The sequence below is a fragment of the Actinoplanes nipponensis genome, assembly GCF_016862275.1.
GTDB lineage: Bacteria > Actinomycetota > Actinomycetes > Mycobacteriales > Micromonosporaceae > Actinoplanes > Actinoplanes nipponensis.
Genome location: NZ_BOMQ01000057.1, coordinates 1 through 12,628, shown reverse-complemented (window position 1 = coordinate 12,628; position 12,628 = coordinate 1). Strand labels below are relative to the sequence as shown.

At 76.1% G+C, this 12,628-nt stretch carries 6 protein-coding genes and 1 pseudogene; 6 read left to right on the top strand and 1 reads right to left on the bottom strand.

Annotated features, from left to right (window positions below):
* Window positions 1-42: 42 nt before the first annotated feature.
* Together Ani05nite_RS24050 and Ani05nite_RS41950 are read left to right on the top strand one after the other, a co-directional pair.
* Window positions 43-2,967: an Ig-like domain-containing protein gene (locus tag Ani05nite_RS24050; protein WP_239130552.1), complete on the top strand. Its 2,925-nt coding sequence runs from the start codon at window positions 43-45 to the stop codon at window positions 2,965-2,967.
* Window positions 2,968-3,098: 131 nt separating this feature from the next.
* Window positions 3,099-4,784 carry a helix-hairpin-helix domain-containing protein gene (locus tag Ani05nite_RS41950; protein WP_203771693.1) on the top strand — a complete coding sequence of 562 codons (1,686 nt, stop codon included), beginning with the start codon at window positions 3,099-3,101 and terminating at the stop codon, window positions 4,782-4,784.
* A gap of 527 nt (window positions 4,785-5,311) precedes the next feature.
* Here Ani05nite_RS41950 and Ani05nite_RS42505 read toward each other — a convergent pair.
* Window positions 5,312-5,569: pseudogene (locus Ani05nite_RS42505) on the bottom strand (alpha/beta fold hydrolase); the annotation flags it as partial.
* A gap of 168 nt (window positions 5,570-5,737) precedes the next feature.
* Here Ani05nite_RS42505 and Ani05nite_RS24040 point away from each other — a divergent pair.
* From Ani05nite_RS24040 to Ani05nite_RS24025, 4 genes are all read left to right on the top strand, one after another.
* Window positions 5,738-6,466, top strand: a complete 729-nt coding sequence (locus Ani05nite_RS24040) for an alpha/beta hydrolase (protein ID WP_203771691.1) — start codon at window positions 5,738-5,740, stop codon at window positions 6,464-6,466.
* Window positions 6,467-6,476: 10 nt separating this feature from the next.
* Complete coding sequence (locus tag Ani05nite_RS24035) at window positions 6,477-8,105, top strand: acyl-CoA dehydrogenase family protein (protein ID WP_203771689.1); 1,629 nt, start codon at window positions 6,477-6,479, stop codon at window positions 8,103-8,105.
* Between the two features lie 215 nt (window positions 8,106-8,320).
* Window positions 8,321-10,552, top strand: coding sequence for a putative bifunctional diguanylate cyclase/phosphodiesterase (locus tag Ani05nite_RS24030; RefSeq protein WP_203771687.1), 2,232 nt, complete (start codon window positions 8,321-8,323; stop codon window positions 10,550-10,552).
* Window positions 10,553-10,561: 9 nt separating this feature from the next.
* On the top strand, window positions 10,562-11,782 hold the full coding sequence (locus Ani05nite_RS24025) for an MFS transporter (protein ID WP_239130550.1): 1,221 nt from the start codon (window positions 10,562-10,564) through the stop codon (window positions 11,780-11,782).
* Window positions 11,783-12,628 lie beyond the last annotated feature (846 nt).

The window sequence follows — 12,628 nt, the reverse complement described above, 5'->3', positions numbered from 1 at the left end:
GTCTGGGGGATCGCCGTGCACCGTCGCCTGTGGATAGTCGCCGTGACCGCGTTGGTAGCGCCGTGGGCCGCGGCGGCGCCCGCGCACGCGGCGGTGACGCCGGTCGCGAAGATCAACTTCCAGCCGGCCGCGTCCGCGGTCCCGGCCGGCTGGACCGCCGACACCGGGCTGGGCTACGACGCGGCGCGCGGGTCGGGCTGGGTGACCGCCGGCACGCACGACCCGCTGGACCTGAGCCGCAACACCCGCGACCGGGCCCGCGCAGGGATCGACGCGCGGCTCAACACCCTGATCCACCTGCAGTACGGCGACGTCGGCGGCACCAGCGGCGTCGCCACCCCCGGCGCCTGGGAGTACGCGCTGCCCACGGGCTCGTACCAGGTGACCGTGTCGGTCGGCGACCAGCCGGCGTACGACAGCACGCACACCGTCCGGGTCGAGGGCGTCACCGCGGTCGCGGGTTTCGTCTCGACCGCCGCGGCCGAGTTCCGCGCCGCCACCGTGACCGTGCCCGTCACCGACGGCCGGCTGACCGTCGACGCCACGGGTGGCACCAACACCAAGCTGAACTACGTCGAGATCGCCCGGGCCGACGCGCCGACCGCGCCCACCGGCCTCACCGCGACCCCGGGCGACTCCCAGGTCGCCCTGGCCTGGACCGCGTCGACCGCCGCCGGGCTCGCCGGCTACCGGGTCTACCGGGGCGGCACGCTGGTCTCCGGCGCCACCCCGCTGACCCGCGCGGCCTGGCTGGACACCACCGCCGGCAACGGCGTCGCGTACGCCTACACCGTGACCGCCGTGGACGGCGCCGGCGCCGAATCCCCGCCGTCGACCACCGCGACAGCGACCCCGGCGGCGTTCGCCCTCAAGGTGAACTTCTCCGACGCGGCGACCGCGCCACCGACCGGCTACGTGCGCGACTCCGGCGAGGCGTTCAGCGCCACCCGCGGCTACGGCTGGGTGCAGCTGGGCACGACGACGCCGCTGAGCCTGGCCGGCAACGGGCGCAACCGGAACCCGGCGGCCGGGCAGCCCGACGTGCGGCTGGCCACGCTGATCCACGCCCAGCTGCCGGCCGGCTCGACCGGCGTCACGACGCCCGGCTCGTGGGAGGCCGTCGTGCCGGCCGGGACGTACACGGTGACGGCCGCGGTCGGCGACGCCGGCACCGCCGTGGACAGCGTGCACTGGCTGAACATCGAGGACCAGAACGCCGTCGCCGCCTTCGCGCCGACCGCCTCGGTCAAGCACGCCACCGCGACCCGCACCGTCCGGGTCACCGACGGGCGGCTCACCCTGAGCCCGGCCGGCGGCACCAACACCAAGCTCGACTACGTGGACGTCGCCAGCGTGCCCGGGGCGGGGGCCGTCCCCGGCGTGCGCACCAGCACGCCCGCCAACGGCGCCACCGGCGTGCCGCCGACCGGCAGCGTGGTCGAGGACCTGGTGCTGCCCAACGGCGGCGTCGACCCGGCCACGCTGACCCCGGCGACGGTGACGCTCACCCGGGTCAGCGACGGCGCGGCGGTGCCGGCCACCACCATCACCAGCGGCGGCGGGGACGTCGTCAACCTGTCGCCGACCACGGCGCTCGCGGCCGGCACCGCGTACCGGTTCAGCCTGACCGCCGGGGTGAAGGACGTCAGCGGGCGGGCCTTCACGCCGTACTCGATCGTCTTCACCACCGGGTCGGGCAGCGGGCCCGGCGGCCCGGCCGCCTTCGACAAGGTGGTCGGCGTCGCGACCGGAGCGTCCTTCACGACGGTGGTCGAGGGCCCCGACAACCGCCTGTACGCGGGCACCCTCGACGGGCGCATCCTCCGCTTCCCGATCAACGCCGACGGCACGCTCGGCGCCGCCACCGTCATCACGGCGGTGCGCGACAACGCGGCGGCGCTGGGGCTGCCCGGCGCGCCCGCCCGCACGGTGATCGGCATGGCGTTCGACCCGGCCGGCAACCTCTGGGTCACCGACAACTACGAGTACGTGGGCGCGCTGAACGTGCCGGACTGGTCGGGCCGGATCGGCCGGCTCAGCGGGACGAACCTGGGCACCTACACGCCGGTGGTGGTGAACCTGCCCCGCTCGGTCAAGGACCACGAGACCAACTCGCTCGCCTTCGGACCCGACGGCGCGCTGTACGTGTCGCAGGGCGCGAACAACGCGATGGGCGCGGCCGACTCGACGTGGGGCAACCGCAACGAGCAGCTGCTGAGCGCGGCGGTGCTGCGGCTCGACCCGGCGGCCTTCACCGGCACGCCCATCGACGTGAAGACGGCGGACGGCGGGAGCTACGACCCGTACGCGGCCGGGGCGCCGCTGACCATCCACGCGACCGGCGTGCGCAACGCGTACGACCTGGTGTGGCACCGCAACGGCCACCTGTACGCGCCGACCAACGGCTCCGCGGCCGGCGGCAACACCCCCGCGACGCCGAGCCCGCTGCCCGCCTCCTGCGCCCGCCGCGGATACACCGGACCGGCGGTGCCGGCGCTGACGTCGGTGCCGACGGCCGAGACGGACTACGTGTTCGACGTGAAGCCGGGCCGCTACTACGGGCACCCGAACCCGCAACGCTGCGAGTGGGTGCTGGCCGGCGGCAACCCCGGCGCGGGCACGGATCCGTTCGAGGTCGGCGCGTACCCGGTGGGCACCCGGCCCGACCCGAACTTCGACCTGGCCGGCACGTACGACGCGGGCCTGCACGCCTCGGCCGACGGCGCGATCGAGTACCGCGGCGGGGCGCTGGACGGCAAGCTGCTGGTGGTGCGCTACTCGGCGGGCCAGGACATCGAGACGTTCGACGTGGCGGCGAACGGCACGCTGAGCAACCGCACGACCGGCATCACCGGCCTGACCGGGTTCAGCCAGCCGCTCGACGTGACCGAGGACGTGAGCACCGGCAACCTGTACGTGACCGAGCTCGGCGCGAGCCGGATCACGCTGCTGAGGCCCCGCCCCTGAGGCCGCGGTGACCGGCTCGTGGGGAAATCATCCCTCCGGGGTCACGAAAAACGGCACGCCGCAACCGGGACGGCATCGAGATGTGCGAAGCTGCGCGCCTACATCTCGACCCTCGTCTTCGGAGGCATGCCGTGGCATCGCTCCTGTCCATCGTTGCCGCGTTCCTGGTCGGCCTGCTCGCGGGCTGGCTGATCTGGGGCCGGATCCTCGTTTCCCGGCGGTCCGCGACCGCGGCGACCGCCCCGGCGGCCCCCGCGACCCCGGCGGCCCCGGCGGCCGTCGTCGCCGCACCCGCCGAGACCACCGCGACCGGGACGGGTCCGGCGGACGGCGGGTCCGAGCCGGTCGAGGAGCCCGAGCCGGGTGCCGCGACGCCCATCGTGGAGAACGAGCCCGAGCCTGAGCCCGCCGTGGCCGCCGCCGTCACGCCGGCCGAGCCGGTGGTCACGGCTGCCGGCTCCGAGGGCGAGACCGTCACCCCGGCCGAGCCGGTCGTGACCGCCGCTTCCACCGCTTCCCCCTCCGGCTCCGTGTCCTCCGCCTCCGCCTCCACCTCCGCCTCCGCTTCTGCCGAGCCGGTCGCCGTTGCCGAGCCTGTCTCCGAGTCGATCGTCGACGCCGAGCCCGACGCCCACGGGGCCGAGCCGGCCGCAAGCGCTCCGGACGCCGAGCCGGTCGCGGCGCCGCATGCCGAGCCGGTCGTGGAGACCGTCGCGGAGACCGAGCCCATCACCGTCCCGGAGCCGGTCACGGCCGCCGAGCCCGTCGCGCAGACCGAGCCGGTCACGGCCACCGAGCCGGCCCCGGCCGCTCCCTTCACGGCCGAGCCCTTCACGGCCGAGCCCGTCACGGCCGCCGAGCCCGTCACGGCCGAGCCCGCTGCCGCCGAGCCCGCTGCCGCCGAGCCCGCTGCCGCCGAGCCCGCCGCCGCCGAGCCCGTCCCCGCCGAGCCCGCCGAGCCCGCCGAGCCCGCCGTGGCCGGCGCCGCCGCCCGCCCGGCCGACAAGCTGACCCGCATCGAGGGCATCGGCCCGAAGATCGCCGCCACGCTCGCCGCCGCCGGCATCACCACCTACCGCGACCTGGCCGACACCGACCTCGCCTCGCTGCGGAGCACCATCAAGGCCGCCAAGCTGCGCCTCTCGCCGAACCTGGCCACCTGGCCGGAGCAGGCCCGCCTGCTGGCCGAGGGCGACCAGCGCGGCTTCGCCGCCCTCGCCGGCGACCTGGCGGCCGACCGCGAGCCGGGCGTCGAGCCGATCACCGCGCCGCCCGCCGAGACCCCCACGGCCATGCCGACGCCCGCGACCGGCCTCGACACCCCGGCCACCGAGCCGACCACCGAGCCGACCACCGACGCGGCCGCCGACCCGGCCACCACCGCCGACCCGACCACCGCCGGCCTGCCGGCCACCGCGACGGTGGACGCCGCGACGGTGGACGCCGGAACCGTGAACGCCGGAACCGTGAACGCCGAGACCCTGCCCGCCGACGCCGACGCCGACACTGACGCCGACGCCGGCCCGGTCGGGATCGTGCCCGCGGAAGCCGAGCCGGCCGAGGCCGCGGTCCCCGCGCAGCGTCCCGCCGCCGGGACCGCCACTGCGGACGACCTCACCCGCATCGAGGGCATCGGCCCGAAGATGGCCGCCGCCCTGGTCGCCGCCGGCATCACCAGCTACGCGCAGCTCGCCACGACGGAGGAGGCCGGACTGCGCGCCGCGATCGCCGCGGCCGGACTGCGCTTCTCCCCCAGCCTGGTCACCTGGCCGCAGCAGGCCAAGCTGCTGGCCGACCGCGCCGTCGTCCGGGCCTGACACCGGGCGGCCCGACGGCAGAGGGCCCGACCGCACGGGATTGACAGCGAAGGGCCGGTCTCCGAACGGGGGCCGGCCCTCACCTGTCCAGCCAGGCGCCGACCAGCGCGGCGAACGGTCCCGGCCGTTCGACCGGCAGATAGTGGCCGGTGTCCGCGACCGCCGTGTAGTCCCCCGCGTGGGTACCGCTCGAGGGCCCGGACCTGGTCGGCGTACCCGCCGATCAGGTCGCAGCGGCCGGCGATGATCGTCGTGGGGCCGGCGAACGTCGCCTCGGAGTCCTCATCGGACAGCCGGTATCCCTTTGCCCGCAACCGTTCCAGGTACTCCGTCTCCCGCGGCAACCCCGGCCCCACCACCGCCACCACCCGCGCGGCCACCTCCGGCGTACGGCGGCCGAGGGCGACCGCGAGGTGCCCGGCCAGCTCCGGTCCCACGCCGTCGAGCCAGCCGGCGGCCGCCGGCGCCCGCTCGTCGGCGGGCAGGTCGCGGTCCTCGCGGCCGACCCGGACGGCGTGGCAGACCAGCAGCAGGCCCGCCACCCGCCGCGGGTAGCGCCGGGCCAGCGCGGCGGCCAGGTAGCCGCCGTAGGAGAACCCGGCGATGCGGAAGCGGTCCAGCTCGATCCGCCGGGCCAGCAGCTCGACGATCTCGTCGGCGGTCTCCGGGCCGGGCGGCGCCGCGCCGTGACCGGGCGGGTCGACGTAGTGCCGCTGCCGGCCGGGGCGGCCCGCGAAGGCCGGTTCGAGCGCGGCGGCGGTCACCGAGGCGGCCAGGCTGAACATGGGCAGGCAGACGATCGGGCGGCCGGCGCCGCGTACCTCGGCAGCGAAGCTCATCGCCCGACCCTGGGCCGGGCCGCCGACCCGGACCGGCCGCCCGGCCGCCGGTTTCGCTCTGGGCGTCACGCGCCGCCCTGGCCACCGGGCCGCGTTTCCGGGACGGTGGGCAGCATGGAAGCCGCCTTCGTACTGGTGCACAGCCCGTCGGTCGGGCCGGGGACGTGGGGTCCGGTCGCCGCGCACCTGCGCGCGCGGGGAGCCACCGTGCTCGTGCCGTCGCTGGCCGGTGTCGGCGCGGCCGGCCCGCCGTTCTGGCCGCGGGTCGCCGAGCTGGTGAGCGCCGCGATCGCCGGGCTGCCGGCGGACCGGGCCGTGGTGCTGGTGGCCCACAGCAACGCCGGGCTGTTCGTGCCGGTGATCGCCGCCGCCGCGCCCCGCCCCGTCGCCGGCTGCCTGTTCGTGGACGCGAGCCTGCCGGACCGGCTCGGGCCGACCCCGGTCGTGCCGCCGGAGGCCCTCGGCTTCCTGCGGGACCGGGCCGTCGACGGGATCCTGCCGCCCTGGACCACCTGGTTCGACGAGGCCGAGGTGGCTCCCATGCTGCCGGACGCCGAGGTCCGCGCGGCCGTGGAGGCCGAACAGCCGCGCCTGCCGCTGAGCTACTACGAACAGCTCGTCCCGGCGCCGGCCGGCTGGGACGCCCAGCCGTGCGGCTATCTGCTGTTCGGGCCGCCGTACGAGCAGGTCGCGAACGAGGCCGCCGCCCGCGGGTGGGCCGTGGAGCGCATCCCGGGCCGGCACCTGCACCAGGTCGTCGATCCCGCGGGGGTCGCCGACCGGATCGCCGACATGGTCCACACCTGGTCCCCACCCTCGTCCCCGGCCGGTGCGAGGGCATAGATTCGGGGGCATGCCGCCTACCCACGAGGTCGTCAACCAGCCGCCCCCGCTGGTCGGTCACGACATCGCCGCCGACGCCGCGCTGCTGGAGGGCCTCGCCCGGCAGGGCGCCGGCTGGGCCGCCGAGGACCTGCACCGGCTGGGCAAGCTGGGTGGGCAGGCCGAGGCGCAGCGCTGGGCCGACGAGGCCAACCGGTACCCGCCCCGGCTGGTCACCCACGACCGGTACGGCCACCGGGTCGACGAGGTCGAGTTCCATCCCGCCTGGCACAGCCTCATGGACGTCGCGGTGGGCGCGGGGCTGGCCGCGGCGCCGTGGGCGGACGGCCGGGCCGGGGCGCACGTCGCGCGCGCCGCCGGCCTGTTCGCCTGGAGCCAGGTCGAGGCGGGCCACTCGTGCCCGATCTCGATGACGTACGCGGTCGTCCCGGCCCTGCGCAACGCCCCCGAGCTGGCCGCCGTCTACGAGCCGCTGCTCACCGCCCGCGCCTACGACCCGGGTCTGCGCGCCCCGGCGGCCAAGCGCGGCCTGCTCGCCGGCATGGGCATGACCGAGAAGCAGGGCGGCTCGGACGTGCGGGCCAACTCGACCACGGCCACCCCCGCCGCCGACGGCACGTACCGGCTGCGCGGCCACAAGTGGTTCACCAGCGCGCCGATGTGCGACCTGTTCCTGGTGCTGGCGCAGGCGCCGGCCGGGCTGTCCTGTTTCCTGGTGCCGCGGGTGCTGCCGGACGGCGAGCGCAACCCGTTCCGGATCGAGCGGCTCAAGGACAAGCTCGGCAACCGCAGCAACGCCAGCAGCGAGCCCGAGTTCGACGACACGGTGGCCTGGCTGGTCGGCGCCGAGGGCCAGGGCGTGCGGACCATCATCGAGATGGTCGCGATGACCCGGCTGGACTGCGTGACCGGCTCGGCCTCGGGGATGCGCGCCGCGCTGGTCCAGGCGGTGCACCACGCGCGGCACCGGTCCGCCTTCGGCGGGCCGCTGATCGGCAAGCCGCTGATGCGCAACGTCCTGGCCGACCTGGCGGTGGAGTCGGAGGCCGCGACGGCGCTGGCCCTGCGGCTGGCCGGGGCCGTGGACCGGGGGGTACGCGGCGACGCGGGCGAGCGCGCGTTCGGCCGCCTGGCCATCGCGGTGGGCAAGTTCTGGGTGTGCAAGCGGCAGCCGGCAGTGGTCGGTGAGGCGCTGGAGTGCCTGGGCGGCAACGGCTACGTCGAGGAGTCGGGGATGCCCCGGCTGTACCGCGACGCCCCGCTGAACTCGATCTGGGAAGGCTCGGGCAACGTGCAGGCGCTGGACGTGCTGCGGGCGCTGCGCCGCGACCCGGCGAGCCTGGACGCGTTCCGGGCCGAGGTCGGCGCGGCCGCGGGCGGGGACGCCCGCCTGGACGCGGCCACCGCGCGGCTGACCGCCCTGCTGGGCGACCCCGGCGACCCGGAGGCGGGCGCGCGCCGGGTGGTGGAGCAGATGGCGCTGGTGCTGCAGGGCTCGCTGCTCGTACGGCACGCCCCGGCGGTCGTGGCCGACGCTTTCTGCGCGAGCCGCCTCGGCGGTGACTGGGGTCATTCGTTCGGCACGCTGCCCCGCGGCGTCGACACCGGGGCGCTGATCGACCGCGCCCTGCCGTCCTGAAGTCTCAGGTGTCACGCGCCGGTGCCGATGGCCCGTCGTGCGGACATTTCGGGTCGACCGGAGGACCGGGGCGAGGACGGCGGCCACCCTGGCTCCGGCCTGCCCGTGTGCCCGGCCCGCCCCCGAACCGGACATTAACCCCGCCGCTGCCGCGCCGATCGCCGCGTGACGCCGTGCAATCCTCAGATGTTTGGGCGGGCGACCGAAAGCCCTCCGTGCGGCAGAAACGACTCTGGTGGTGGTGGCTGGCCGGTGGCGTGCTCGCCACGGGCGGCTACTTCCTGCTGCCGCACGACGGCCTGGCCGCCAACGCCCTCTACAACGCCGTCGGCCTGGTCTCGTGCCTGGTGATCCCGTTGGCGGTGCGCCTGCACCGGCCGGAGCGGGCGGCCATGTGGTACTGGTTCGCCGCCGGGCAGACCACCTGGGTGCTGGGCGACTTCGTCTGGGAGTACTACAAGTACGTCCTGCACCAGGAGCCCTACCCGTCGGCGGCCGACTTCTTCTACCTCAGCGCGTACCCGATGCTGGTGGTCGGCCTGATCATGCTCACCCGCGGCCGCCGCCGCGGCAGCCACCTCGCCGGCCTGGTCGACCCGGCGATCGTCGCGATCGGCATCGGCCTGGTGTTCTGGGTGTTCGTGATGCATCCGATCGCGGCCGGCTCGACCGCCTCGACCCTGGAACGCGTCATCGGGGTGGCCTACCCGGCCGCCGACGCCCTGCTGCTGGCCATGCTGGCCCGGTTCTTCACCAGCGCGGGCCGGCGCTCGGCCAGCGCCTGGCTGCTCAGCGCGGCCGCGGTGCTGCTGCTCGCGGCCGACGTCGCGTACTCGCTCGTCTCGCTCTACTCCGAGGCCGACGGCGGCAGCCTGCTGGACTCGGGCTGGCTGCTGTCGTACGTCGCGTGGGCCGCGGCCGCCCTGCACCCGTCGATGCGCTGGACCGGCACGACCGAGAACCAGCCGGGCGGCGCCCGGGTGGGCCGGTCCCGGCTGGTGCTGCTGGCGATCTGCTCGCTGCTGGCGCCCGCCCTGCTGTTCGTGCCCGGCATCGGCGGCAACGCCGTGGACCGGCTGGCCATCGCCGCCGGCGCCGTGCTGCTGTTCGTCCTGGTGGTCCTGCGCATGTCCGGCTTCGTCGCCCAGGTCCAGCAGCAGGCCGACCAGCTGGAGGACCTGGCCATGGCCGACGACCTGACCGGGCTGGCCAACCGCCGGCGCCTGGAGCAGGGGCTGACCGACGGCCTGGCCGCCGGGCCGTTGCAGGTGGCCCTGCTCGACCTGGACGACTTCAAGGAGGTCAACGACGCGCTCGGGCACGCCGTCGGGGACCGGCTGCTGATCGCCGTCGCCGAACGCCTGGCCGCGGCGGCCGGGCCGGGTGCCCTGGTGGCGCGGATGGGCGGCGACGAGTTCGCCGTGCTGCTCCCCGGCGCCGGCGCGGCGGCCGCCGACGAGGTGGTGGCCCGGCTGGCCGGCTCGCTGCGCATGAGCATCCACGCCGGCGGGCACGACCTGCTGATCGGCGTCAGCATCGGGGTCGCCGACGGCACCGGCACGGCCGACCCGGTCGAGGTGCTGCGCCGCGCCGACGTGGCGATGTACGCCGCCAAGACCTCCGGCGACACCTGCCGCCGGCACACCGCCGAGCTCGACGACACCGCCGACGAGCAGGCCCGGCTGGGCGCCGAGCTGCGGACCGCGCTGGACACCGGCCAGTTCCGGATGGTCTACCAGCCGATCGTGGAGCTGCCGCACGGCCGGCTGCGGGCGGTCGAGGCGCTGGTCCGCTGGGACCACCCGGAGCGCGGCCTGATCTCGCCGGACCGGTTCATCCCGGCGGCGGAGCACAACGGGCTCATCATCGAGCTGGGCGAGTGGATCCTGCGGACCGCGTGCGCCCAGGCCGTCGAGTGGCAGGCCGACTGGGGGCCGCGGGCCCCGGAGCGGACCAGCGTGAACGTCTCGGCCCGGCAGCTGGCCCAGCCGGGCTTCGCGGCGCTGGTCGAGCGGGTGCTGGACGAGACCGGGATGCCGGTCGGCCGGCTCACCGTCGAGGTGACCGAGACCGCGGTGTTCGGCGGCGGCCAGGCCCTGCAGACCCTCAACGACCTGCACGACCTCGGCGTCCGGATCGCCCTCGACGACTTCGGCACCGGGCACTCGTCGCTCGGCCTGCTGCAGACCGTGCCGGTGGACGTCCTCAAGGTGGACAAGTCCTTCGTGGACAACATCACCATGGCGGGCCGGCACGCCGTCATCGCCACGGCCCTGATCCGGGTCAGCGAGGGCCTGGGCCTGACCGCGGTCGCCGAGGGTGTGGAGACGGCCGAACAGGCCGCGGAGCTGTACCGGCTGGGCTACCAGCTGGCGCAGGGCTACCACTTCGGCCGGCCGGTCGCCGAGCCGGACTTCGCGGCCGAGGTTGTCGTAGCCACCCCTTAGTCTCTGCCGGTGGACTTCCGGCGGCTGTGGGGCGCGTACGCGGTCAGCGAGCTGGGCACGGCGCTGAGCCTGGGCGCGCTGCCCCTGATCGCCACGCTGGTGCTGCACGCCCCGGTGCTGCAGGTGTCGCTGCTGGCGGCGCTCGGCGGGGTGGCCGGCGCGGCGCTGGCCCTGCCGCTGGGCCCGTGGATCGAGGTCCGCCGCAAACGCCCGGTGATGATCGGCGCGGACCTGCTGCGCGGCGCCGCGCTGGGCAGCCTCCCGGTGGCCGCCGCCCTCGGCGCGTTGTCGTACGGGCAGTTGTGCCTGGTGGCGGTGGCCCAGTCGGTGGGCGGCATCGCGTTCCAGGCGGCGAGCGGCGCCCACCTCAAGGCGCTGGTTCCGGCCGACCGGCTGGCCGCCGCGAACGGCCGCTTCGAGGCGACGTTCTGGACGGTCAACACGGCGGGCCCGCCGCTGGGCGGCCTGCTGATCGCCGCCGTGGGCGCGACGGCGACGGTGGCCCTGGACGCGGTCAGCTTCCTGGCCTCGGCCCTGGGCATCCGCCGGCTGCGCGCCCCCGAGCCGGCGCCCCCGGAGCCGACGGGCGAACGGCAGCGGCTGGCGCAGCTCACCGCCGGCTGGCGCTTCATCCTGCGGCACCGCGAGCTGCGCATCCTGTTCTGGCACATGCTGGTCTTCAACGGCGGCATCATGGCCACCGCGCCGTTGATCGCGGTCCTGATGCTGCGCGAGCTGGGTTTCCCACCCTGGCAGTACGGCCTGGTCTTCGGCCTCTCCTGCCTGGGCGGCCTGCTCGGCGCCCTGGCCGCCCGCCCGCTGACCGGCCGCTACGGCGGGCGCCGGGTGCTGCTCGGCGCCGGGGTGGCCAAGGCGCTGCCGCTGGCGCTGGTGCCCCTCGCCCCGCCCGGCGTGGCCGGGCTCGCGCTGATCACGCTGGGCGAGTTCCTGATCATCGCGGGCGCGGGGGCGTACAACCCGACGTTCGCGACGTACCGGATGCGGGCCACCGACGACCGCTACCTGGCCCGGGTGCTCGCCGCCTGGTCGATCAGCTCCCGCGTGGCCCAGCCGGCCGGCATCGCCGCGGGCGGCCTGCTGGCCGCGGCGACCAGCGTGCGGGCGGCGCTGTTCGTGCTGGCCGGCGCGGTGGCCGCCAGCGCCGCCCTGCTGCCGTGGCGGACGCCGGCCGCGCGGGAGGCGCCGCGGCTGCCGCTGCTGACCGACTAGGGAGCCGGTTCGTGGTTTCCTCGGCGAGGAGGTACGGGCGCGGCGGGAACCCCAGGTGCCGGACCGGTCGCCGCGACCGCCACGGTCGCCTCCGCCGTCGGCCAGCCCCCCTCAGCCCGCCGCCGGAGCCCCCAGCCCGCCGCCGGAGTCCGCTGCCCGGGCGCCGCGCTGCCCTGCGGGAGAGGTAACGCCGACGGGACAAGGCGACGGCAGCGCCATGGTGAGCCCGGCGTTCACGGCCTCGGCCGCTCGCCGGGCGGACTGAACACCCGGATCCCCCTGGCGGCCGGATCCTGCTGCCGGCCGCCGACTTCGCTGATCACGGCCGGTCGAGCCGGGCGGCGTTGCACCGTTCATCGGGTCAGGGATGCCACCGCGGTCCCTCGACCAGGGCCGACCCGGCCGTGGTGCCGGAGCTGGTGGAGACGGCCCGGGCGCAGAAGGCCGACGCGGCAACGCCCGGGCCCGGACGCCGGCCGGCCAGGCGCCCTGCTCCCGCATCGGCGCCCTGGGCCGTGTTCCGAAGAGCGCGAAGCCCTTGGTTGACAGCGGCGATGGTCAAGGTGGTGGCCATGGCGCGGTGTTGTCCGAGCTGGTTGGTGCCGCACCCCACGGCATGGCGCAAGCGGTGGACCTGCGGGTCGAAGGCGGGCGGGCGGCCGCCCCCGGATTCCTTGGCCTTGCGGTGGGGCGTCGTGGTCGGTCTTGCTCGGGATGCACGCTCGGAGCCCCCGGGATCGCCGGTGGGCCCCGCTGGCCTTGGAGGGTTAGGCCTCGTCGGCCGGCCCCAGCTCCGGGCGGCCCAGGCTCCGGGCGGCCCAGGCTCCGGGCGGCCCACGCTCCGGG